Origin of the sequence: Prevotella sp. S7-1-8, assembly GCF_000758925.1 — a bacterium.
Classification (GTDB): Bacteria; Bacteroidota; Bacteroidia; order Bacteroidales; family Bacteroidaceae; genus Prevotella.
On record NZ_JRNC01000007.1, the window covers coordinates 16,155 to 39,091 of the forward strand.

The 22,937-nt window shown below is 53.5% G+C and carries 17 protein-coding genes; 7 read left to right on the plus strand and 10 right to left on the minus strand.

Annotation, left to right across the window (positions count from 1 at the left end):
* Positions 1-59: 59 nt before the first annotated feature.
* The 3 genes from HMPREF1640_RS00880 to uvrB form a co-directional block, all read right to left on the minus strand.
* Positions 60-1,082: a rod shape-determining protein gene (locus HMPREF1640_RS00880; protein WP_036891564.1), complete on the minus strand. Its 1,023-nt coding sequence runs from the start codon at positions 1,080-1,082 to the stop codon at positions 60-62.
* A 144-nt stretch (positions 1,083-1,226) separates the two neighbouring features.
* The gene (locus HMPREF1640_RS00885; protein WP_036891579.1) at positions 1,227-1,823 is read right to left on the minus strand and encodes an IMP cyclohydrolase; all 597 of its coding nucleotides are present in this window, start codon (positions 1,821-1,823) and stop codon (positions 1,227-1,229) included.
* A 478-nt stretch (positions 1,824-2,301) separates the two neighbouring features.
* A complete protein-coding gene (gene uvrB, locus HMPREF1640_RS00890) occupies positions 2,302-4,353 on the minus strand; it encodes an excinuclease ABC subunit UvrB (RefSeq protein ID WP_036891565.1) in 2,052 nt (683 codons plus the stop codon).
* A gap of 114 nt (positions 4,354-4,467) precedes the next feature.
* Here uvrB and HMPREF1640_RS00895 point away from each other — a divergent pair, with 114 nt between their 5' ends.
* From HMPREF1640_RS00895 to HMPREF1640_RS00905, 3 genes are all read left to right on the plus strand, one after another.
* Positions 4,468-5,301, plus strand: a complete 834-nt coding sequence (locus HMPREF1640_RS00895) for an outer membrane protein assembly factor BamD (RefSeq protein ID WP_036891566.1) — start codon at positions 4,468-4,470, stop codon at positions 5,299-5,301.
* Between the two features lie 61 nt (positions 5,302-5,362).
* Positions 5,363-5,683, plus strand: a complete 321-nt coding sequence (locus HMPREF1640_RS00900; RefSeq protein WP_036891567.1) for a DNA-directed RNA polymerase subunit omega — start codon at positions 5,363-5,365, stop codon at positions 5,681-5,683.
* Between the two features lie 20 nt (positions 5,684-5,703).
* A complete protein-coding gene (locus HMPREF1640_RS00905; RefSeq protein ID WP_036891568.1) occupies positions 5,704-6,153 on the plus strand; it encodes a DUF4293 domain-containing protein in 450 nt (149 codons plus the stop codon).
* Positions 6,154-6,241: 88 nt separating this feature from the next.
* Here HMPREF1640_RS00905 and HMPREF1640_RS13075 read toward each other — a convergent pair whose 3' ends face one another.
* Positions 6,242-6,430 (minus strand): hypothetical protein, encoded by a 189-nt coding sequence (locus HMPREF1640_RS13075; protein WP_156098659.1) that lies wholly within the window; start codon positions 6,428-6,430, stop codon positions 6,242-6,244.
* 13 nt (positions 6,431-6,443) lie between these two features.
* Between HMPREF1640_RS13075 and HMPREF1640_RS00910 the strand changes: the two genes are divergently transcribed.
* Together HMPREF1640_RS00910 and HMPREF1640_RS00915 are read left to right on the plus strand one after the other, a co-directional pair.
* Positions 6,444-7,748: a leucine-rich repeat domain-containing protein gene (locus tag HMPREF1640_RS00910; RefSeq protein WP_036891580.1), complete on the plus strand. Its 1,305-nt coding sequence runs from the start codon at positions 6,444-6,446 to the stop codon at positions 7,746-7,748.
* Between the two features lie 26 nt (positions 7,749-7,774).
* Complete coding sequence (locus HMPREF1640_RS00915) at positions 7,775-8,734, plus strand: C10 family peptidase (RefSeq protein WP_036891569.1); 960 nt, start codon at positions 7,775-7,777, stop codon at positions 8,732-8,734.
* Between the two features lie 117 nt (positions 8,735-8,851).
* Here HMPREF1640_RS00915 and HMPREF1640_RS00920 read toward each other — a convergent pair whose 3' ends face one another.
* The 6 genes from HMPREF1640_RS00920 to HMPREF1640_RS00950 all read right to left on the minus strand — a co-directional run bounded on the left by HMPREF1640_RS00920 (position 8,852) and on the right by HMPREF1640_RS00950 (position 20,437).
* Positions 8,852-9,727 carry a hypothetical protein gene (locus HMPREF1640_RS00920; protein ID WP_036891581.1) on the minus strand — a complete coding sequence of 292 codons (876 nt, stop codon included), beginning with the start codon at positions 9,725-9,727 and terminating at the stop codon, positions 8,852-8,854.
* 57 nt (positions 9,728-9,784) lie between these two features.
* Positions 9,785-11,530, minus strand: a complete 1,746-nt coding sequence (locus tag HMPREF1640_RS00925; RefSeq protein ID WP_036891570.1) for a RagB/SusD family nutrient uptake outer membrane protein — start codon at positions 11,528-11,530, stop codon at positions 9,785-9,787.
* Between the two features lie 43 nt (positions 11,531-11,573).
* Complete coding sequence (locus HMPREF1640_RS00930; RefSeq protein ID WP_036891571.1) at positions 11,574-14,657, minus strand: TonB-dependent receptor; 3,084 nt, start codon at positions 14,655-14,657, stop codon at positions 11,574-11,576.
* A 276-nt stretch (positions 14,658-14,933) separates the two neighbouring features.
* The gene (locus tag HMPREF1640_RS00940; RefSeq protein ID WP_036891574.1) at positions 14,934-15,239 is read right to left on the minus strand and encodes a hypothetical protein; all 306 of its coding nucleotides are present in this window, start codon (positions 15,237-15,239) and stop codon (positions 14,934-14,936) included.
* A gap of 290 nt (positions 15,240-15,529) precedes the next feature.
* Positions 15,530-19,135 carry a pyruvate:ferredoxin (flavodoxin) oxidoreductase gene (nifJ, locus tag HMPREF1640_RS00945; protein ID WP_081935231.1) on the minus strand — a complete coding sequence of 1,202 codons (3,606 nt, stop codon included), beginning with the start codon at positions 19,133-19,135 and terminating at the stop codon, positions 15,530-15,532.
* A 114-nt stretch (positions 19,136-19,249) separates the two neighbouring features.
* Entirely contained in the window at positions 19,250-20,437 is a 1,188-nt protein-coding gene (locus HMPREF1640_RS00950; RefSeq protein WP_036891577.1) for an ATP-binding protein, read from the minus strand.
* A 253-nt stretch (positions 20,438-20,690) separates the two neighbouring features.
* On the opposite strand from HMPREF1640_RS00950, the gene HMPREF1640_RS00955 reads away from it, so the two are divergent.
* Together HMPREF1640_RS00955 and HMPREF1640_RS00960 are read left to right on the plus strand one after the other, a co-directional pair.
* Entirely contained in the window at positions 20,691-21,767 is a 1,077-nt protein-coding gene (locus HMPREF1640_RS00955; protein ID WP_036891584.1) for a hypothetical protein, read from the plus strand.
* 209 nt (positions 21,768-21,976) lie between these two features.
* Positions 21,977-22,852: an RNA polymerase sigma factor RpoD/SigA gene (locus HMPREF1640_RS00960; RefSeq protein WP_036891578.1), complete on the plus strand. Its 876-nt coding sequence runs from the start codon at positions 21,977-21,979 to the stop codon at positions 22,850-22,852.
* The last annotated feature ends 85 nt before the right edge of the window (positions 22,853-22,937 follow it).

Here is a 22,937-nt window from a genome sequence, read left to right on the forward strand (position 1 = left end):
GCGCGCCCATCGCGCTGTATGTGCGCGCGCTGTCCATTTATATTGTCTCTTTCTTGGCGTTATCTCATCAAGAAAGAGAAGCGGTTCACGTTTTTCAATGCGATGCCAGCGCCTTTGGCCACGCTGTGCAATGGGTCTTCGGCTATGTGAAACGGAATGTTGATTTTGTCCTGCAAGCGTTTGTCAAGCCCCCTGAGCAAGGCGCCGCCGCCTGATAGGTAGATGCCGTTCTTCACAATGTCGGCATAGAGCTCGGGTGGGGTGGCCTCCAAGGCGGAGAGCACGGCGTTCTCGATCTTGGCGACTGTCTTGTCAAGGCAGTGCGCTATCTCCTGATAGCAAACTGGCACTTCCATTGGCAACGCGGTGATGCGGTTTGGCCCATGCACCACGTAGTCTTCGGGTGCCTCGTCTCCAAGGTCGGTGAGGGCGGACCCCACGTGTATCTTGATGCGCTCGGCCATGCGCTCTGAAATTTTCACGTTGTGCTGCCGGCTCATGTATTCTTGAATGTCCGCGGTAAGGTCGTCGCCGGCCACGCGTATGGAATTGTTGCTCACGATGCCACCAAGCGATATTACCGCTATCTCCGTGGAGCCGCCGCCGATGTCAACAATCATGTTGCCCTCGGGCGCCTCTACGTCTATTCCGATTCCTATGGCCGCGGCCATAGGCTCGAATATGAGGTACACGTCGCGCCCGTCGGCGTGCTCGGCCGAGTCTCTTACGGCCCGAAGCTCCACCTCGGTGGATCCGGATGGAACGCCAATGACCATGCGTAACGATGGCGAGAACAGGCGCGAGCCCGTGTGCACCATCTTGATAAGTCCGCGCATCATCTGCTCGCAAGCGGTGAAGTCGGCTATCACGCCATCTCGCAAGGGCCTGATGGTCCGGATGTTGTCGTGCGTTTTCTCATACATCATCTTGGCTGCCTCGCCCACCGCGATCATCTTGTCGGTGCGACGGTCCAGAGCCACGACAGAAGGCTCGTCAACGACAATCTTGTCACCACTGATGATGATGGTGTTGGCGGTGCCCAAGTCCATGGCTATCTCTTGTATAAACGAAAAAAATCCCATTGTCTCAAATAATCAATCTGCCTGTCGCCGTGTCTCGCCGCGATTGCGTCTCGGCTGTCAGCTGGCGCAGGATATGGATAAAACTTGTTGAATTTTAAACTTTTGTGTAAATGCTTGTGCCGAATTTTGTCGCCTTCGCAAGTGTTACTTTCCCTCAAACCATTGGTGTATGGCGGTGTCGTAATGGCTGCTCACGCCAAAGGCTCGCTCCGCGAGCATCTTGCGCTCGTCCCTTGTTGTCTTGGCGCCGTTTTTCTTAAGTATGTCTGACAGTATGCCATACTCTGCCTTGCTTGGCACGATGACCACGTCGTTGAAGTTTTTTGCGCCGGCGCGTATGAGCGAAATGCCGCCGATGTCAATTTTCTCTATGATGTCTTGCTCGGCCGCGCCTTCGGCCACTGTCTGCTCGAAGGGGTAGAGATCGACGATGACAAGGTCTATGGCGGGAATGTCATACGATGCCATCTGCGCCTTGTCGCCGTCGTTGTCGCGGCGCGCGAGAATGCCTCCAAAAATCTTGGGGTGCAACGTTTTCACCCTGCCGCCCAATATGGATGGGTAGGTTGTCACTTCCTCCACCTTTTGGCAATCGTATCCTAAACCCTCTATGAAAGCCTGTGTGCCGCCCGTGCTCAGAAATTTAACGCCTTCCTCGTTTAGCTTGGCTAACAGTTCTTCCAACCCGTCTTTGTGGAATACCGACACCAACGCTGTCTTGATTTTTTTTGTCTCAGCCATAAAATAACGTGCGTTAATAAATATAAGTTGCAACTTAAGTGCTGCAAAGTTACTAATTTTTTGGCAATGCCGATGTCGTTTGTACATAAATTATGGCGCGTAGTCTTAAAAAATGACAAATCTCCACCCTTGTCCCGCGCTCTTTTGGTGATATTGGTCCATCGTGACTCCACAATGGACGATACACGTTCGAGCTCGTGAAATTATCAAGCAAATCGCCACTCAAATCTCGCATGCTTGGAGCTGGGGCTCCGTCGCTCGCAAATGTGCGGAACTTGGGTGGCGACAACAACTTTCTGCCATGTGGCGTTCTTAGGCGGCATGGCCGTTGTCGCCGCGTGGCCTCCGTTTTCACGACTTGCCGTCGGCCGCCTGTTCGCATGGTGGCTCGACTTGAAACGCGGCGCTGTTTGAGCCTAAGCGCGTGGCCCTCGCGGCTGGCTCTCCTTTCCCTTAAATCGCTTGCCGGGTCTACGGCTCATTCTTTGTTGGCCGAGTCCCTCAATTCCAACTGTGCCTCCAAGCGCGCTATCTCGTCGCGGTATTGTGCCGCTTGGATGAAGTCCAAGTCCTTGGCCGCCTGCTCCATCAGCCGCTTGGTGTTGGCTATGGTTCTCTCTATCTCGGGCCTTGTCATCTTCAGCACGATTGGGTCTGCCGCGAAGGAGGCCCCGTCGGGCTCGAGGTATGGCTGCTGGTATCCGGCGGCAGCTGGCTTGGCGCGCTCCTCTCCGTTGGCCGTGGGTAGGGTGCCCTTGATGTCCTTGACGATTTGTTTCGGCGTGATGCCGTGGTCGGCGTTGTATTTCATCTGCACGCTTCGCCGACGCGCCGTCTCCTCGATGGTGCGCCGCATGCTATCGGTTATGTTGTCGGCGTACATGATGACTTTTCCGCTCACGTTTCGGGCGGCGCGACCAGCCGTCTGCGTGAGACTTCGGTGGCTGCGCAAGAAGCCCTCCTTGTCCGCGTCGAGTATGGCCACCAACGACACCTCGGGCAGGTCCAGCCCCTCGCGTAGCAAGTTCACGCCCACGAGCACGTCGAAGAGCCCGGCTCGCAGGTCGTTCATGATTTGCACGCGGTCCAAGGTGGCCACGTCGCTGTGTATGTAGTTGGCCCGAACGTCGTGGCTTAGCAGATACTCGGTGAGCTCCTCGGCCATACGCTTGGTCAGCGTGGTTACCAGCACGCGCTCGTTTCGGGCCGCGCGGTCCACAATCTCGTTGAGCAAGTCGTCTATTTGGTTCTCGGACGGGCGCACGTCTATTTCCGGGTCCAGCAGCCCGGTGGGCCTGATGAGTTGCTCCACCACCACGCCCCCGGCCTCTTGCAACTCGTAGTTGGCGGGTGTGGCCGACACGTAGATGACCTGCTTGGCCATCTCCCGGAACTCCTCGAAGCGTAGCGGGCGGTTGTCGAAGGCCGCCGGCAGGCGAAAACCATATTCCACCAAATTCTGCTTGCGGGCGCGGTCGCCGCCGTACATGGCGTTGATTTGTGGCACGCTGACGTGGCTCTCGTCTATGACGATGAGATAATCCTTTGGGAAAAAGTCTAAAAGGCAGTAGGGGCGCTGGCCCGGTTGCCGGCCGTCGAAATAGCGCGAGTAGTTCTCTATGCCCGAGCAGTGCCCCAGCTCCTTGATCATCTCCATGTCATACTCCACTCGTTCCTTGATGCGTTGCGCCTTGACGCTGTCGCCCATCTCGTTGAAATAAGCCACTTGGTCCACCAAGTCGTCCTGTATTTGGCGTATCGCCCTATCGGTTTGGGCTTGCGTGGTGACGAAGAGGTTGGCCGGATAGATGTGGTATTCCTCAAAACTCTGTATGCGTCGCATGGTCTCGGGGTCGGCTTCCTCGATGGTGTCGATCTCGTCGTCCCACCATGTGACGCGCAGAATGTGGTCGCTATAGGCCATGGCCACGCTCACGGTGTCGCCCTTGACGGCGAAGAAGCCGCGCTGCAGGTCGATGTCGTTGCGTGTGTAGAGGGCTGCCACCAACCGGCGCAAAAACTCGTCGCGGCGCAATCGCTGCCCTCGCTTGATGCTGATGACGCTCTCTTTCATGGCCACGGGTCCACCCATGCCATATATGCACGACACCGATGACACCACCACCACGTCGTTTCGCCCCGAGAGCAGGTCGCTCACGGCGCCCAATCGCAGTTTGTCTATCTCGTCGTTGATGGCGAGGTCTTTCTCAATATATACGTCCGTGGTGGGCAGGTAGGCCTCGGGCTGGTAATAATCGTAATAAGAGACGTAATAGTCCACGGCGTTGTCGGGAAAAAATCCTTTCATCTCCTCGTAGAGTTGGGCGGCCAATGTCTTGTTGTGGCTAAGCACGAGGGTGGGTTTGTTCACGTTGGCGATGACGTTGGCCACGGTGAAAGTCTTGCCCGAGCCGGTCACTCCCAGCAGCACTTGGGCAGGGTCGCCGCGCAGCACGCCGTTGGTGAGCTGCTCGATGGCTTGTGGCTGGTCGCCAGTGGGCTTGTATTTTGATGTGAGTTTGAAATCCATGTGATACAAAATTAGTCATTTTACTTTGTATAAACGGTTTTTTTGCGAAAAATAACAATCGCTTCTTTGTGAATCAATTAATTATGTGTATTTTTGCAAGTCAAAAGATTTGATATGAAAAAAATCGTTTGGATGCTGGTGGCCGCAACTCTGCTCTTGAGCGGTTGTGCCAAAGAGTTCAATGAAGTATATAAGTCGCAAGACTACCGTTACAAGTATGAGTATGCCAAGGAGTGCTTTGCCAAGGGCAAGTATAACCGCGCGGCGTTGTTGTTGCAAGAGTTGATCGTGCAAGAAAAGGGCACCTCTGATGCGCAGGAGAGCTTGTATTTGTTGGGTTTGGCCCAATATATGGATAAAAGTTATGAGACGGCCGCGGAGGTGTTTGGACGCTATGTCAAGTCGTACCCACGTGGCGTGTATGCGGAGATGGCCAAGTTTTATGTTGGCGAGAGCCTTTGCATGTGCGCGCCAGAGCCGCGATTGGACCAAAGTCAGACCATCAAGGCCATCACGGCGTTTCAAGACTACCTTGACATTTATCCCGAAGCTCGATTTAAGGATAAAGCGCAGCGCAGACTTTTTGAGCTGCAGGACAAGTTGGTGGAGAAAGAGTTGTATTCCGCCCGGTTGTACTACGAGCTTGGGTCTTATTTTGGCAATTGCAGTTTTGGCGGCAACAACTACGAGGCTTGCATCGTGACGGCGCAAAACGCGCTCAAAGATTACCCTTACTCCTCGCGTCGGGAAGATTTCGCGTCGTTGGTGATGAAGAGCAAGTTTGAGTTGGCCGAGCAAAGCGTTGAGGCCAAGAAGCTGGAGCGTTACCAAGACGCTGAAGACGAATGCTATGGGTTTATCAACGAATATCCTGATTCCAAGTTGCGCAAGGAAGCAGAGCGGTATATTCAAAAATGCAAGAAAGTGACGGCTACTGTCAAAGAATGACGATAGGACCGTGCGCGTCGTGGATAGCAACGGATAAAAACTAAATATCAATTATTATATAATGGATTACAAAAAATCAAACGCTCCGGTCAACACCGTGACCCGTAATATCATGGATCTGTGTGAGGAGACTGGAAACATTTATGAGAGCGTGGCCATCATTGGCAAGCGCGCCAACCAGATAGCGGTGGAAATCAAGCAAGACTTGAGCAAGAAGTTAGCGGAGTTTGCCTCGTACAACGATTCCCTCGAGGAGGTGTTTGAGAACCGAGAGCAGATAGAGATTAGCCGCTACTACGAAAAATTGCCCAAGCCAACGATGTTGGCCACGCAAGAGTTTATAGAGGGAAATGTCTATTACAGGGACACCTCGAAAGGATAATGCTACAGGAGGCCATGTAAATGATACAGCGTAAGCAAACCATATACCTGCTCTTGGCCCTGATGGCGCTTGTCGCTTGCCTATGTTTGCCTATCGGCGAGATAGAGCCTAAAGGCATGGGGCTGTCGATGGTGTGGTATAACCTTGGTCTCTATGCGGACGGCACGTTTCGCGCCTACCCTTTGCCATTCGTGGATTTGGTGGTGACGGGTGTGTTGGCGTTTGTAGCCATTTTTCTGTATAAGCGGCGCAAGACGCAAGCAAAGCTCTGCGCCGTGAGCATGGTGTTGTGCTTCGCGTGGTATGTGTATTACGCATTTTGCGCGCTCAACGAGTTTCAAACGGCCGGCACTTTTCACGTGTCGTTCGCTGCTTGCTTGCCATTTGTGACGGTGGTGTTGCTCGCCTTGGCTCGTCGCGGCATCTTGGCGGACGAGAAATTGGTGCGGTCGATGGACAGAATAAGATAAGAAAGCATTTGGATGGGACGATCGGCGCGCGTCTTTGGATGCCGCTTTTTAGATGGTCCTAATAATATAAGGAGGGATTTTCTGCGCGTCAGAAGTTCCCTCCTCCTGTTTTGAGAACGTTCATGTTGTTTAAAACGGAAACCCAAGGTGAAGAGTGGGAGCTTATGTTTGAAAAATGTTTTGTTTTGTTTGTTTTGTCAATAAAAATATTTAAATTTGCAACTATCAAAGCATTATGCTTGAAAGAACGCTTAACAACTTTTTTTACAAATTCCATTAACATTATTTTTATGAAGAAATTTTACTCGTTATTCATTCTTTTCGCGTTGGTAGCGTCCGCGAACGCCCAACAGCAAGAACCGGTCATCACGTTGACTTACACCGCGGATGGTACAGAGCGCGAGCTCAATTTTGGCAGTGCCGTAGCCGAGGAAAATATCGTCTCCATCGATTGGGGCGACGGAACTATTGTGGAGGCTGCCAAACTCGTAGGTGTGTTTGACAATTATAAAGTTGAGGCCGAGGCCGTAACAGGCACTCCCAAAGGCGAGGGCAAGGTGAAAATATACGCCACCAAGCCTCTCAACGATTTTGAGTGCACCTCCAACGTGAAAGGAACTGGCGTCACGGCGCTCGACGTGAGCAAGGCCACCGAGTTGGTATGGCTATACGCCAATGGCAACAAACTGACGGAGCTGGATTTGAGCCAGAACACCAAACTCAACGATGTGGACCTGAGCAACAACTTGCTCACATCTGTTAAGTTGCCATCATCGGTGACAAAACTTAATTTGCAAAACAACAAGTTTAATGGTTTTGACGCTTCCGCGCTCACAAATCTGACCAAGCTCATGCTTAGCCAAAACAAGATTGTGAACCTTGATCTGAGCCATAACACCAAACTGAGAGATATTTACGCATTGAATTGTGAGATGGAAACACTTAATTTGGGCAACAATACCACGGCTGGCCTCTATGTTAGCGTCAACAACAACAACCTCAAGACATTGGATTTGACTGCCAACACAGGATTGAAGACCGGCCGACTGTTTGCCATGAACAACCGTTTGACGGAGTTGAAATACACCGAGATAAAAATAGCCAACATCTCAAAAAACTATTTCACGCTCGCCACGCTGCCCACGAAGAATATCAAGACGCTTACTTACGCGCCGCAAGAAAAGTTGCAAATAGACGAGACCAGCAAGAAAACTGTAGACCTCTCAGCCCAGAGCAGCGTTGATGGTGAGGCCACCAAGTTCACTTGGCACAAGAAAGACGGCACCGCGCTTGTGGCGGGTACCGACTATACGGAGGCCAACGGCGTGTTTACGTTCCTCGCTGACCATCCCGAGGGCGTTTACTGCGAGATGACTAACGCCAAGTTGCCTAAATTCAGTGGCAAGAATGCGTTTACCACCACGCTGACCAAAGTGACCGGGACGGCAGGCATCAATGCCGCGAGCGTTGTAAACGAAGGCAAGGTTGATATCTTTACGCTTGATGGCAAGCGTGTGGCCGCCGAGTGGCAAACCCTGACACCGGGTGTGTATGTGGTGCGCCAAGCTGGCAAAACAATGAAGGTGGTCAAGTAAGCTAAAAGTATTTTAAACTACGACAGATGAGAAGATACGCTCTGTGCGTGGCCACGCTGTTGCTCGCCGCCTTGACGGCGGCAGCGCAATTAGTGGCTCCCAACCCTTCGCGGCATAAGCCTTCGGTGGCGCCGCTGCTAAAAACGACATGGGCGCAAGGCAAGCCTTTCAATGAGCAATGCCCCACAAAGAAAGACAAAGACGGCGTGGAGCGGCATTGTCCGGTGGGCTGCGTCGCCTTGGCTTTGGCCCAAATCATGAAGTATTACAACTATCCTGAGATGGGGCAGGGCTCCAAGACTTACAAGCCACTGTTTGGTGGCGGCGAGCTTTCGGCCAATTTTGGTGAGACAAAGTATCTTTGGGATAAGATGCGCGACAATTATTTTTCTTTGGCAAGCTACCGAAACTACTCTGACGAGGAGGCCGACGCGGTGTCGACGCTCTGTTTTCACGTTGGCGTGTCGGTGGGCATGATGTACCAATTGTCAGGGAGCTCGGCCTTCGCCTATGGCAATATCCACCGTGATATGGTGGAGAATTTCCGCTATGACGGTGAGAAGATACGCTATTTGAAACGCGCGGACTACACCAAGGAGCAATGGATGGATCTCATTTTCACCGAGCTGTCCGAGGGACGGCCTGTCTTCTATTCGGGCAACAGTCCCGCGCATGGTGGCCACGCTTGGGTGGTGGATGGCTACAACGCCACGGGCGAAGTGCACATCAACTGGGGATGGCGCGGAAAAAGCGATGGCTATTTCGACATAGACTTGTCCACGGGCGAGAATAACTACTCGCAACAGCAGTCGATGGTGATAGGTATCATGCCGCCCAAAAATAGTATGGGCTTGAGCGCTACAACGTCTCCACGACGTGTCAAAGCCATTTATGGATTGGATGGGCGCGTTTTGCCCCGAATGCGAAAGGGCGTAAATATTGTGAAGTACACGGATGGCACCACGCGAAAGGTAGTGGTGCGATAATTACCGCGGATTTTGTCGCGGTGCATGTCGTATGTGTCACCCAGCGTTAATGACAATCCCCGGCCCACGCCTTACGCGGCGTGTGTCGGGGATTGTTCGATGGCGTTTGATGGTGGGTTACCTCACGACCACCTTACGGTTGCCTTTGTTCGTGGTCACGATATAGAGACCCGGTTGGAGCGCGGCTTTGCCGTCCATGCGACGGCCGTCAATTGTATAGACGGCTTGTGGAGCATGGCCGTTTGGCAGCCATGCGTGGCGATCTATTCCCAATGTTTGCTCTTTCGGGGTCGTCACCTTGATGCCGTGTATGTACACGGTGTCGCGAGTGGAACTTTGAAACCAAACGTATACCGGTTTGTCACCGGCAATGGTGATATTGTCGTTATTGTTGAGTTTTTCGATGCCATTCCAATTGTTGATACCCTTGGGCATGGTATTGAAAACCGAGACGTATATGGCGGAAATCACGTGCCATCCCTCATTGGTATCCATCGGTGTCTCGGGGTTACTCGTATTTGTCATGTCCGCGTTGGCGTTGTTCGTGGCCACGATACGGGCGTTCATCTTGCTGTTGGACGAATAGCAGATGGCGTAAGTGGCGCATGATGGCAAGCACACCACGAAACCGCCACCATTGACTAACCCAAAACCCTTGGCTGGTTGCAGTACCAAAGCTCCCGTGCGGCAGCCCGCTGAGCTAGTCTCGCCGTCAGTGCCCGCCCCCTGAATGTTGGCGTCTGCCTCGGTGGGTGGATAGTCGGGCTGCTGATTGGCGTACACCATTTGTATCACTTTGCCGTTGGGGTCCACCCGGTAGTCATTCTCGTTGATAAGGCCTACATATTTTTCTATCTTCTCTTCTGAGTCGAGCCATAGCCAGCCGTCAGCGTCCACGTCCGACTTGGGGAACAGGTTGTAGGTGGTTTGAGCCGACGCGCCGATGGGCAGCAAGGCCAAGAGTGCTAAGCATAGCGTTATTTTTTTCTTCATAATCTGTTGTTTTTTGTATGTTATGAATGATTGTTTAAAACTTGTTGATGGCATTGTTTACACCTCGCTCCATTGAGGATTTTGTGCTATGTGGTGGTATTTGATCTCGCTCCATGGGATGGGCAGGTAATATTGCATGCTTTGAAATTTGCGCACGCGACCCGGGAAACGGTTGCAGTTTTCCACTTTGTATTTTGTTTTGCCACCTTTCACGGTGATAACCATTTTCTTGAGTGGTGTCTGCTTGCCGTTAAGACGCTCTTCGGCGATGCCCCACCTGAACAGGTCCCAATAGGTGGTTTCCTCGAAAGCCAATTCCACGCGCCGCTCGTTCACGATGCGTTGCCATGTGATGTGGCTGTGTTGGTCCATGTGCGCGCGCTGCCTGATGGCGTTGACCATCTTCAATGCCGTGCCCTCGTCGCCAAGTCGGTAACACACCTCGGCATAGTCGAGCATGGCCTCGGCCAATCGCCAGATGATGTAATTTTGTTTGCTGGCGTAGGTGTCGTTATAATCTATGGTTTGGTCCTCGTCCACGAACTTGCCCAAATAGTAGCCCGTGCGGGTCGCGGCGGCCGACTCTGAGGTGCCGTAGGGCTTGAGGTCCGCGCCCTTTTTGCCGTCGGTGGTGGCCACGTCAATCTTTTTGCCGCGGAACATGGCGCCATTGTACACGATGTTGGCGTAGAAACGGTAATCCCGGTTGGCGTAGGGGTTGGCGCGATCATAGGTGGCTCCCGCTCGCATGCCGTATTCGTCCACGTGGTTTTGGGTGGGCGTGTAGGCGGCTACGGTGCCTGTCGCCGATGGTGGGGCGGCGTCGCGGTCGAGCTTGTGGCCGAAGTTGGTGGCGTAATTGCCGTCATCGGCGTGTTGCAACTCAAGGATAGACTCCTGCGAGTTCTTGGTCAAGAAAATCTTGCGATAGGCTTTCGCGATGTCCTCCTCGGTGTTGGCGTCGATGGGCACGAGCGACACGGCGTTGAGAGCCAGCAGTTGCTCGTAGGCCTGTTTGGCCTTTTGGAGCATTGCCTTGCTTTGGTCGTCCTTGAACCCGAGATATTCTTGCGTCTTGTTTTGGTACACGGGGCTTGACGCCCACAGGTAGGTTTTGGCCTTGAGCATGAGCGCGGCCACCTTGGTCACTCGCCCCGCTTGCGTTTTTTCGTGTTTCTCGGGGAGCGATTCGGCAGCCTTGTCAGCCTCTGCCACGATAAAATCCACCATCTGCCGGTAGCTTGCGCGTGGGAATTGTTCCGGGTGGTTGAGCGGATCGAAAGGATGGTCTATGAGCAACACGCCGCCAAACTGCCGCCAGAGCATGTAATAATAATAGCCACGAAAGAAATGGGCCTCGCCCTCTATGCGCTTGCGCCGCTCCGCGTTGGTCACCTTGTCTGCGTTGGCAAGGAATGAGTTGATGTATTGCAGTTGGCTGTAGTCCTTGGTCCATAGGCTTTTGGCCCAGTTTGTGATGGTCTCTTGGTTGCCTTGGAGAATATCGCCATAGCCCGCGTTGAGCCAATCGGCTTTGCCCACGGAGAGCTGATCGGTGAACCATGGCAAGTAATAGCGCGACATGCCCTTTAGCAAGGCATTGGAGGGAACCAATGTCTTGAAGCCGTCGCTCATGTTGCGATACCAGCCGTTGACGTATTCGTCTAACAGTTGGTTGTTTTGCCACACCTTGTTGTCTGATATTTTGTCGTTTGGCGCGTCGTCAAAGAGATTGTCGCAGGCTGTCAAGGAGGTTGCGATGGTGACGAGAGCGGCATAAAACTTATATTTGAAGCTAAACATTTGATATGCTATTGTGATTGTGTGAAAATTAAGTATGGCTTTTTTAGAAGCCAAGGCTCAGCGTTATGCCATAGGTTTTTTGTACGGGATAGCCACGCAAAGACTCTGGGTCCATGTTCTTCAGATTGGTAATCGTGAAGATATTGCTGCCCTGCAATGCCACGCTGGCCGAGCTTATCTTTAGCTTGCGAACCAAAGCGGATGGCAATTGATAGCCCAAGCTGAGCAGTTTGAGGCGCATGAAATTGCAATCGCTAATCCAGAACGTGGATTGACGTCGATTGTTGTCGTTCTTGGTGGCGAACTTGATTCGTGGATAGTGCGCGTTGGGGTTGTCTGGTGTCCACGTGTCGGTGAGGTGATATTTTTGAAATTTCTGTAACGTTCCGTTGTCGAGCGTGTACAGCTCGCTGATGTTCTGCTTGTATCCCCATTCGCCTTGGAACATGGCGTTGATGAAAAAGCCCTTGTATTGCAGGTTGACGCGAAGCCCCATGTCGAGGTCCGGACGCGAGGAGTTTCTTACATAAACACGGTCGTTGGCATCGATTTTGTGGTCGCCGTTTTGGTCCACGTATTTGATGTCGCCGGGTGCGATCGTCGCGTTGCCCATGCCGTCTTGGTCTACGCCATACGATTCTATCTCCTTTTGGCTCTTGAAAAGTCCGTCCGCTTGGTACATGGTCCATACCATGCTGCTCCGTCCCTTGCGTCTGAGGTTGGGGAGCTGTGTCGACTCATCGCCGAAATCAATGTATTTGTCGTTGTTTTTGGCCAAGGTGATCGCCAAGCTGTATTTCAGTTTGCCGATGGTGTTGCGGTGGTTGAGCGTCAAGTCCCATCCCCACGCTTTCAATTTGCTGAAGTTCTTGTTGGGCACCATGCCGTCCACGCCTGTCGATGGTGGGTATAGATAGTCTGGCACGGCCGTGATTTTGTCAGTCTCGTAGCGCAGGTAGTACTCGAACGACAGCCCAAACCGTCCACCCCAGAAACCCAAGTCGGCCGCCACGTTGTAGTCGTGGCTCTTGCCCCAAGTGAGGAAGATGTTTGGATTGCTTGACATCGTCAGTCCGGGCGTGAAGTTTCCGCCGAGGTTGTAGCCGCTGTTGACGGTCTCTGTGTACGTGCGCAGGTATGAGTAAGCGCCCACAAGCCCATCGTTGCCGAGCCATCCTGTGGAGGCTCTGAGCTTGGCGTTGGATAGGACGCCTTGTTTCCAATTGCGGAAGAACTCTTCGTTGGAGATGACCCAAGCCGCTGACATTGACGGGAAGAAGCCCCATCGGCGGTCAGGGTGGAAGTTGTTGCTGCCGTCAAGACGGAAGCTGAACTCGTAAAAATACTTGTTCGCGAAGCCGTATTTGGCGCGGCCAATGAGCGATGTGCGCTGGTTGTAAATCTCGTTGCCGTTCAGCCTGGCTTTTTGCGCTGTGCCGATAACCTCCGGGTAGACGCTTTTGTCGAGGTTTATACCATTCATATAATGTGTGTGCGTGCGCTGGTAGTTGGCCACCAACATTCCTTCCACGTCGTGTTTCTCGGCGAACGTGCGGTTGAAGTTGACGCCCGCCTCGTACAGTTGGCTGTCAAAGAAAAAGTCGTCCTGCCCCTGTGTGGCTTTGGCCGTGGGGTAAACGGTCTTGGCGTCAATGTCGTAGCTCTTTTTTTCGGCGTCGTAGGTATAGAGCGTCACGGGGTTGTCGACGGTGGATTTGACGCGCTTGTTGTCGTCAAACACGCCTCTGACGTAAGCCGTGAGCCCTTTAAGCCATGATGCCGTGTAGTTGAGGTTCACGGCAATGGAGCTCATGCTGCCATTATCTTTGATATATCCACCCAATCCTTGTACGCTAATCAGGGGATTGGCGCCATCGATACTCGCCAACATGCCGTTGTCGAAACGCGCCACTTGCAACGGCGAGAAGGCGTAAGCGTTGTCTATGGTGAAATAACTGCTGTTCTTGGCGCGTGTCTTTGAGCCGTCAAACGAAACCGACAGGGCCAACCCGCGCGCCACGTTTACATCTATCTTGGCCATGTAGTTGAGTCGTTTGCGACCTACGCCGCTATACAATCCCTTGCTGTCGGCATAGCCAAACGAGAGATAATAGCTCATGGTCTTGCCCCCACCGTTGGCCGATACGCTGTGCGAGGTGCTCCATCCCGTGTTGTTGAGGTAGCTCATGTAGTCCTCGTTGCCATAAACGTTGGGGTTGGAGTGGTTCCTTATTTGTTCGAGTTGCTCGTTGGTAAACGGTTTGATGGTTGTGGCCGGTGAGTTCTCCACGGCCCTGTTCCTGAGCAACGCGAACTGGTACGCGTCCAAGAATTGTGGCATTTGGGTGGCCATCACCATGTTGTATTGTCCGCGATAGCTCACGCGGTTTTTTCTGTCCCCATTGGCTCCCTTGGTCTTGACCAATATCACGCCGTTGGCCGCGCGCGCTCCATAGACGGCGGCCGCCGCCGCGTCCTTGAGAATGGATATGCTCTCTATGTCGTCGGGGTTGAGGTCCGAGAGCCTCGTCTCGCCATCCGAGGTGTTTGTTCCAAACCTTGGCACGCCGTCAATGACCAACAACGGCGCGGCGTTAATGCCGCGAATGCTCATGTTGCTCTCCTTTGCCGAGCTTGGGTCGCCCGTGGCTTGCATCACTTGCAAGCCCGCCACCTGTCCGGTCAGGGCCTTGTCTATGTTAACGGTGGGCATCATCAGCAAGTCGTCTTGCTTGATGGTCTCCACGGAGCCGGTGAGAGCCGATTTCTTTTGTATGCCGTAGCCCACCACGACCAACTCGTCTAAGTTTTGCGCGTCGTCGTCCATGATGACGTTTATGGCTTGCTGGGCGTTTTTCACGGAGATGGTTTTAGACTTGTAGCCTATGTATGACACCACGATGGAGCGTCCTCCTTGTATTTGCGGAATGTGGAATTTTCCGTCCGCGTCGGTCACCGTGACCGTCTTGGTGTCTTTCCACCTTACCTGCGCGCCCACCAATGGCTCGCCACCCGCGTCCACTATCCGCCCCGAGAGTGTCGGTTGATTGGTGTTGGGGTTTTGGGCATATGACGCAAACGGCAGTAATATCATTGCCACTAATAGTATGTAATGATTGATTTTCATTATTTTTTGATGTGTTACTTGAATATTATGCTATATTTCCAGTGAATAGCGGAGCGTGCGTATACTACGCGTTTGCAAATATAAACAATTAGTTTGAGAAATGTTTGTTTTGTGCCTCCGTATTTAATATTTTCTAACGCGTTTGCGTGTTTTTTGAGTTTGTCTAATGGCCGCTGCGTAATTATTTTCTCCTTGGGCAAATTTGTATGTGTATAATATTTAATCAACCTTGCCAGTTTTCGTTTGGTTCATCACGCAAAGGGTATGTAAACTCGGTCATGTAGTTTGCCGTGTTCTATGGTTTTCTTTCGCTTTGGTTTTGATTGGCGCGTCATGGGCCTTTGCGTTCTCAAGTTGTCCGGCACAGGCCAAAGCCTTGCGCGCGGCGCCGATGCTTGCCAAGGCGGCGGGGAGAGACTCGGCGTGATTGGTGTTCGGCGCGTTGGTCGGCTCCTTGCTGGCTGCGCGCGTGTTTTCCCTTGCTTCCGCGGAGAGGGTGGAAACGCCGGCAACCTTTGTCCCGTTGGTCTCGCCAGCTATCTCGTTGGCGCTGTTCTTGGGTCTGTTCACACGCCCTGCCATGGGGTGGCGCTACTGCCGCGATAACCGGGAAAGCAGGTTTCTCATTGTCTTTTTTTGTATTGGCAAAACGCAAAAAGCATGTTGTTTGGTGGCATGCCATATTTTTTTGTTGTTTAAAGGTGATGCAACGTTATCCGGTGGAGGTTCTACTTTTTAATATAAGGTATAACCTGTTGTTTATAATGGTATGTTTTTGCGCCTGCGTCTATGTGTTGACTGGTTGATGTCATAAAATAAGTCCGAGGCCTGCCGGCCCCGGACTTATATATATAAAAAGGTAAGAAGGTTCGTTATGCTTCCTCGCTCCAATCCTCTTTTGTTTTGCGCACGTATGATTGATAGCGCAATTTAGCCATTTTCTCGGCGGCTTCGAAGAGTTCCTCGGCCTCTTGTGGGTAGGCTTTGGCCACGGAAGAGTAGCGCACCTCACCCATAAGGAACTCGCGGAAGTTCTCCCACTTGGGTTCCTTGCTGTCAAGCTGGAACGGATTTTTGCCTTGCTCCGCCAGTTGTGGGTTGTAACGCCACAAGTGCCAGTACCCACATTCCACGGCCAGCGCTTCCTCGCGCTGAGAGGTGCCCATGTTGCGTTTCATGTTCTTGGTGCCTTTAATGCCGTGGTTGATACATGGCGCGTAAGCTATAACGAGTGACGGCCCTGGATAAGCCTCGGCCTCACGAATGGCTTTCAGCGTTTGGGCGTTGTCTGCTCCCATGGCAATCTGTGCCACGTAGATGTAACCGTATGTGGTCTGCATGAGCCCAAGGTCTTTCTTGCGAATGCGCTTGCCCGAGGCCGCGAACTGTGCGATGGCGCCCAATGGCGTAGCCTTGGACGACTGTCCGCCGGTGTTGGAGTAAACCTCCGTGTCGAGCACGAGAATGTTCACGTCCTCGCCCGTGGACAACACGTGGTCGAGACCACCGTAACCGATATCGTAAGACGCGCCGTCGCCACCGATAATCCATTGGCTGCGTTTCACCAAATAGTGGTCGAGCGTCTTCAGTTCTTCCGCGATGGCGCATCCGCTCTCGGCCTCTTTCGCGATGAGGGGCTTCAGTTCCGCGGCTGCTTCCTTGGAGGCGTCGGCGTCGTCTTTGTTCTCAATCCACTTCTGGGCGGCTGCCTTAAAGGCTTCCGACGTGCCCTCGTTGGCCATTTTCTCGTTCAGGAGCACCATGATGCGCTCTTTCATCTTCTTGTTTCCAAGTACCATGCCCAATCCAAACTCGCAGAAATCCTCAAACAAAGAGTTGTCCCAAGCCGGTCCATGACCCTCCGGGTTGGTGGTGTAGGGAGTTGAAGGGATAGAGGCGGAGTAAATGGAAGAGCATCCCGTGGCGTTGGCTACCATCTCGCGGTCGCCAAAAAGTTGTGAGATGAGCTTAACGTACGGAGTCTCGCCGCATCCGGAGCAGGCTCCGGAGAACTCGAACAGCGGCGTGGCGAACTGTGAGTTCTTGGGCGATTGCTTGATGTCTACCAAGTGTTGCTTGGAGGATACGTTCTTGACCATGTACTCCCAGTTTTTGGCTTCTTGTTGCATCTCGTCGGAATCCACGTTGAATGGGATCATCTTGAGAGCTTTCTCCACCTCGCCTGTTTCCCTGTTCTTTTTGCCAGGGCAAACGTCGGCACAGTTGCCGCAGCCCAAGCAGTCCATGACAGCCACCTGTATGCGGAACTGCATGCCCTTGAGCTGTTTTGGAGCGTTCACGTCAATGGTCGTCAGGTCGCAATCTTTTGCCTCGTTCTCGTCAAGGACAAATGGGCGAATGGTGGCGTGTGGGCAAGAGTAGGCGCACTTGTTGCACTGGATGCAATTCTCCGGGTGCCATTCCGGCACGATGGCCTCTACGCCACGCTTCTCATAGGCGGATGTGCCGTTTTGCCAAGTGCCGTCCACGGTGCCATGCTTCACGAAGTCCGAAACCTTCAGCAAGTCGCCGGCCTGCGCGTTGATGGGGCGTACGAGTTCCTTGATGAAAGCCGGCTCGTTGGCGTTCTTGTCCTCGTCGTCTGGCAGATTGGCCCACGCCGGGTCTACCTCCAGCTGTTTGTACTCGTCTCCGCGATCCACGGCGGCATAGTTCTTGTTAACGACGTCCTCGCCCTTCTTGCCGTAAGACTTCACGATGAAAGATTTCATCTGCTCCACGGCGAGGTCGATTGGTATCACCTTCGTGATGCGGAAGAATGCCGATTGCAGTATGGTGTTGGTGCGATTGCCCAATCCAATCTCGCGGCCTATCTTCGTCGCGTTGATATAATAGACGGTGATATTGTGCTTGGCGAAATAACGTTTCACCTTGTTAGGTATGAAATCAACCAACTCTTGACCCTCAAAAATGGTGTTGAGCAAGAATGTGCCGTTGTCGCGAAGGCCACGGGTCACGTCGTACATGTGCAGGTAAACCTGTACGTGGCAAGCCACGAAGTTAGGTGTGTTCACCAAGTAGGTGGAGCGAATGGGGTCGTCGCCGAAGCGGAGGTGGGAACAAGTGAAACCTCCCGACTTCTTGGAGTCGTAAGCGAAATACGCTTGGCAATATTTGTCGGTGTTGTTACCAATGATTTGTACGGAGTTCTTGTTGGCTCCCACCGTGCCGTCGGATCCCAGGCCGAAGAACTTGGCCTCGAACATCGTGTCGCCACCCATTGGTATTTCGGGCACCTCTGGCAGCGAGGTGAATGTCACGTCGTCCACGATTCCTATGGTGAAATGGTTCTTGGGCTCGGGCATCTCAAGGTTGTTGAACACGGCGATGATATGGGCGGGCGTGGTGTCGCGCGAGCCCAATCCGTAGCGTCCACCTACGATGAGCGGTTTGCGTGGGTCGTCGTATAGCGCGGATTTCACGTCGAGATACAGTGGCTCTCCCTCCGCGCCCGGCTCTTTGGTGCGGTCCAAGACGGCGATACGCTTCACGCTGTCGGGTATGGCCTTGCGAATGGCCTCCACCGAGAATGGGCGATAGAGGTGTACGGACACCATGCCCACTTTCTTGCCTTGTTTCGCCAAGTAATCGATGGCCTCGCGGGCGGCCTCCGTGGCCGATCCCATGAGCACGATGATATTCTCGGCATCCTTGGCGCCATAGTAATTGAAGAGGTGGTATTCGCGACCGGTGATAGCGGAAATCTTGGACAAGTATTCCTCCACCACTTCGGGCACGCGGTTGTAATACTCGTTGGAAGCCTCGCGATGAGTGAAGAATGTCTCCGGGTTCTCGGCGGTGCCGCGTGTCACGGGTCGCTCGGGCGTGAGGGCGCGGTCGCGGAATTTCTTCAGGGCGTCGCGGTCAATGAGTTTCAGCAAGTCTTCTTGGTCAATGGCCTCGATCTTGTGGTATTCGTGCGACGTGCGGAAACCGTCGAAGAAATTGATGAAAGGTACCGATGTCTTGAGCGCGGCCAAGTGGGGAACGGCGGTAAGGTCCATCACCTCTTGCACTGAGCCGGAGCAAAACATGGCGAAGCCTGTCTGCCTGCACGCCATTACGTCTTGGTGGTCTCCGAAGATACACAGGGAGTGGCTGGCGAGCGTGCGGGCCGACACGTCGAAGACGCATGGCAGCAACTCACCGGCAATCTTGTACATGTTTGGTATCATCAGCAGCAAGCCCTGCGACGCCGTGAATGTCGTGGTTAGCGCGCCGGCTTGCAAGGAGCCGTGCACCGCGCCTGCGGCGCCGCCCTCTGACTGCATTTCCTGTACGGCTACCGTTTGCCCGAAAATGTTCTTGCGCCCTTTTGCGGACCATTCGTCTACGTGCTCAGCCATGGTGGAAGATGGCGTGATGGGGTAAATCGCGGCCACCTCGCTGAACATGTAGCTCACGTGGGCTGCCGCGGTATTACCGTCACAAGTCATAAATTTCTTTTCTTTTGCCATTTTAAAATAGATAATAAAAGTTTATAATGTTGTTGTAATGTTAAGAATTGGCTTGCCCGGTCCATGTGGCTTCCGCTTGGAGCGGCCATGATTGAACGCCATGCCGGGATTGCCTCAATACAAAAAGCCGAACAGCCACAACGGTATATGGTTGGCGTGTCCTATCTCGGTGTTGTATGGCGCGTATATGGTGCCGTCGTTAAAACGCTGCTTGGCCTTGGCGCGCGCGTCGCAAACGCGAAAGCGCAGGTTCCCGTCGATGGTGTAACTGTGCGCGCCGTCTCCCTCGTTCACCTTGTGGTCTTTCCACAAGCTGTTCACGAAGAATGTCTCCATGACATCTTGTGGCTGTACCGTTATGGGATATATGGCGTACATCAAGTTGGGATTGTGCAACATGACCTTTGATGGCTTTTTCGGAAACGCTTTCCCTTGGGCGTGGATCATGTTTATCAAGCGAGCGTCCGCGAGATATTTTATGTAGTTCATCACGGTGGCCCGGCTGGTGTCTATCTGCTCGGCCAGCTTGCTGATATTGGGCGAGTGGATGCCCTCCACGGCCAGCAGGTAGAACAGTTTTTTTATCTTGTTGAGGTATTTCAGGTCTATTTGCTTGATGAGCAGGATGTCCACCTCGGTGGTCATGTTCATGGTCTTGAGCAGGTTCTCGGAGAAATTGCTTTGCTCCATGAACAACGGGTAGAAACCATGATGCAGATAGTCTTGGAAATACGTCGTTGGGCTCACGTGTGGCAATATGCTTTTTTCGATGCGCTCATGGTCGCGCAGTATGTCGCGTAGCGAGAAAGGGGCGAAGTTTTGTCCCGACTTCAGGTTGACAAACTCCCTGAACGACAGGCCTCGCAGGTTGTAGCTCTTCACGATGCCATTCAGCTCGGGGTTCTCTTCTTTTAGTCTCATCACGCTTGAGCCGGTGAACACGATGTTGAGATTGGGAAACTCGTTGTAGCATTTGCGAAGCTCGGCGCTCCAGTGGGGCTGCTTGAACACTTGGTCGATGAGCAACGTCCTGCCGCCTTGAGCCACGAAATCGCGCGCGAAGTCGGCTATCCCCACACCCTGAAAGTAAAAATTGTTCATGTTTACGTACAGGCACCTGCGGTCGTCCTTGCCAAACTTCTCCTTGGCGTATTGCAGCAGGAAGGTGGTTTTGCCCACGCCTCGCGTCCCCTTGATGCCTATCATGCGGTCTCCCCAGTCTATCTCGTCCATCAAGGATCGACGAACGGGGGCGTTGGCGTGCTCTACAAGATAAGTGTGGGTGCGATAAAAAGCTTCCATCTGCAGTGTACTTGTTTTACTGTCTTTGACACATGCAAAGTTACTCATTTATTTTGTATTTGCAAACTGCAGATTGCAAAACTTTCTGTTTTTATCATTTTTTTATATCCGCGTTGTTTATCCGTGTGCGCGCGAGAGTCTGTCTTTTTGCCATCGTCTCGGCGCGCCTTGTCGCTCGATGGCGTTTTTAGTGGTCATTCGTACGTTTTTTGAGGAAAAAATAGTTATTTTTGCGCGTTATTCCGTCGTTAAGATGACAATATATATATTCAATCCCGAGCACGACATTGCGTTAGCCGCGGGGCGCGCCCGTTTCACGGCTCCCCGCGCAGGGCGGTTGTTGCGTCGCGACTTGGGCTTCTTGCCGGCGCTTTGGGCCAAGCGCGGCGACGTGGTGTTGGTGGAAAGTCCCGCGGACGCTCGCCGGCAGTTGAGGGCCCTTGCGCTTGACACCGACGCTCGCCTGCTCGACAAGCGAGCGTTGTCGGCTCTGATGAGAGCGCGTTCGGGGCAGCCTGTTCGTGTGTCGCCGTGGGGATGGGACGCGGCCATACGCCAAGAGCTTTTGGATTGTGGTGTGCCAGCGGACAGTTTGCCCTCCGCCGACCAGATAGCTCGTGTGCGTGCCATGAGCCATCGCGCTTGGGCGGCCCAACATTTGATGCCCGCGCTGACCCGTCAAATGGGCGCGGTTGGACAAGCGCGTCTCTCCACGTGCTTGGATGAGGTGTCTGCCATGTGCCGCACGCACCGCGACCTCATGTTGAAAGCGCCGTGGAGCAGCAGCGGCCGAGGCGTGCGACGTATGCGCTGCCATGATGGTCATGATGATCTTGCCGTCGCCAGCCCTTTGCTCAATTGGGCTAAGCACGTCATCGAGCGACAGGGTGGGGTGATGGTGGAACCTTGGTACGACAAGGTAGTCGACTTCGGTATGGAGTTCGCCCATCGTGATGGAGTAGGCGTTATGTTCGAGGGGTTGTCGGTGTTTCAAACTGTCAATGGGGCGTATGTGGGCAATGTGGTTGACACAGAGGAGGCCAAAGGTGATTTTTTGGCCCAATACGTCAGCTTGTCGCTGCTTGCGAGGGTGCGGCAGACTGTTCGCGCGGTTATGGAACCCCTGCTCGATGGCACGTGTTGCGAGCGTTTCGGCGTGGACATGATGGTTGTGAGAACCGAGAGCGGCCTAAGGCTGCATCCCTGTGTGGAACTCAATTTGCGCACCACGATGGGGCATGTGGCACTCGCGTTGGCCCGCCTGCGAAGGCCTTTGCCCGCCGTCATGCGGGTGGCTTACGAACGCTCGTGCCATCTTGAGCTGTCATAGGCCTTGGCACCGCGTCTTGCCGTTCTCGCCTTGCCATCCTGCCAAGTCGGCATGTCGGCGCGCCCCTTGTTTTGAAACGCATCTTGCAATCTTGATATAATTGCCCGTCAGGGCGTATTTTCTTCAATATCTTTTGCTCGTTTAATATTTATTCGTACTTTTGTCACTACATCTATAAAAGACTAACCCACCTTTACAACTTGTAAGAAATGAGGCAACTGAAGATATCCAAGAACATCACCACCCGCAACAGCGAGTCTCTCGACCGTTATCTCTCGGAGATAGCGCGCGAGCCCATGCTCACCCCTGACGAGGAGGCTGCGTTGGCGCAAGCCATTCATAAGGGAGGCCCCGAGGGAGACCGGGCGCGCGATCGATTGGTCAACGCCAACCTGCGGTTTGTCGTTTCGGTAGCCAAGCAGTATCAGCACCAAGGCATCTCGCTCATAGACCTTATCAACGAGGGCAACATGGGGTTGGTCAAGGCTGCCGAGAAGTTTGACGAGACGCGGGGGTTCAAGTTTATCTCTTATGCCGTTTGGTGGATCAGGCAGAGCATCATGGAGGCCTTGGCCGTGAAAAGTCGCATCGTGCGCATGCCGCTCAATCAGGTGGGCGTCTCTGGCAAGGTCAACAGGGTGACCGAACGGTTCTTGCAAGAGCACGGCCGCGCGCCATCGGTGCACGAGTTGGCGAATCTGATCGGTGTGGACGAGGCGCAGATACGCGCGGCCGTCAGCGCCAACACGCATACCACAAGCATAGACGCCCCTTTTGGCGATGACGACGACGGGTCTATGGCCGACATGCTGTTGTCAGACGACAACGACCTGAAATCGGACAGCTCGGTCGAAAAGGAATCGATGGCGCAGTTTGTCAACGACCTGCTGCGAGAGGTGCTCAGTGATCGTGAGCAAAAGATTGTCCGGGAATCTTTTGGCATCGGCGTGATGGAAAAAAACCTTGAGGAGATAGCCGGCGACATGGGAATGACGCGCGAGCGCATCCGCCAGTTGCGCGAGAAAGCCATTCGCAAGATACGCTTCAGCAAGTACGCCAACACGCTGCGCCAATATCTGGGGTAAGGGGTCGTTGGATGGCTCGCCCCTCTGTCCTTTGCCTTGCCGTCCGCCAAGGCCTACAGCCCCCTTGGCAACCGTTCGCGGTTGC

What these genes read in the sequence shown, in the direction of transcription:
- HMPREF1640_RS00880 (WP_036891564.1), bottom strand. Translation starts at nt 1,082, where the DNA reads ATGGGATTTTTTTCGTTTATACAAGAGATAGCCATGGACTTGGGCACC.
- HMPREF1640_RS00885 (WP_036891579.1), bottom strand. Translation starts at nt 1,823, where the DNA reads ATGGCTGAGACAAAAAAAATCAAGACAGCGTTGGTGTCGGTATTCCAC.
- uvrB (WP_036891565.1), bottom strand. Translation starts at nt 4,353, where the DNA reads ATGGATTTCAAACTCACATCAAAATACAAGCCCACTGGCGACCAGCCA.
- HMPREF1640_RS00895 (WP_036891566.1), top strand. Translation starts at nt 4,468, where the DNA reads ATGAAAAAAATCGTTTGGATGCTGGTGGCCGCAACTCTGCTCTTGAGC.
- HMPREF1640_RS00900 (WP_036891567.1), top strand. Translation starts at nt 5,363, where the DNA reads ATGGATTACAAAAAATCAAACGCTCCGGTCAACACCGTGACCCGTAAT.
- HMPREF1640_RS00905 (WP_036891568.1), top strand. Translation starts at nt 5,704, where the DNA reads ATGATACAGCGTAAGCAAACCATATACCTGCTCTTGGCCCTGATGGCG.
- HMPREF1640_RS13075 (WP_156098659.1), bottom strand. Translation starts at nt 6,430, where the DNA reads ATGGAATTTGTAAAAAAAGTTGTTAAGCGTTCTTTCAAGCATAATGCT.
- HMPREF1640_RS00910 (WP_036891580.1), top strand. Translation starts at nt 6,444, where the DNA reads ATGAAGAAATTTTACTCGTTATTCATTCTTTTCGCGTTGGTAGCGTCC.
- HMPREF1640_RS00915 (WP_036891569.1), top strand. Translation starts at nt 7,775, where the DNA reads ATGAGAAGATACGCTCTGTGCGTGGCCACGCTGTTGCTCGCCGCCTTG.
- HMPREF1640_RS00920 (WP_036891581.1), bottom strand. Translation starts at nt 9,727, where the DNA reads ATGAAGAAAAAAATAACGCTATGCTTAGCACTCTTGGCCTTGCTGCCC.
- HMPREF1640_RS00925 (WP_036891570.1), bottom strand. Translation starts at nt 11,530, where the DNA reads ATGTTTAGCTTCAAATATAAGTTTTATGCCGCTCTCGTCACCATCGCA.
- HMPREF1640_RS00930 (WP_036891571.1), bottom strand. Translation starts at nt 14,657, where the DNA reads ATGAAAATCAATCATTACATACTATTAGTGGCAATGATATTACTGCCG.
- HMPREF1640_RS00940 (WP_036891574.1), bottom strand. Translation starts at nt 15,239, where the DNA reads ATGGCAGGGCGTGTGAACAGACCCAAGAACAGCGCCAACGAGATAGCT.
- nifJ (WP_081935231.1), bottom strand. Translation starts at nt 19,135, where the DNA reads ATGGCAAAAGAAAAGAAATTTATGACTTGTGACGGTAATACCGCGGCA.
- HMPREF1640_RS00950 (WP_036891577.1), bottom strand. Translation starts at nt 20,437, where the DNA reads ATGGAAGCTTTTTATCGCACCCACACTTATCTTGTAGAGCACGCCAAC.
- HMPREF1640_RS00955 (WP_036891584.1), top strand. Translation starts at nt 20,691, where the DNA reads ATGACAATATATATATTCAATCCCGAGCACGACATTGCGTTAGCCGCG.
- HMPREF1640_RS00960 (WP_036891578.1), top strand. Translation starts at nt 21,977, where the DNA reads ATGAGGCAACTGAAGATATCCAAGAACATCACCACCCGCAACAGCGAG.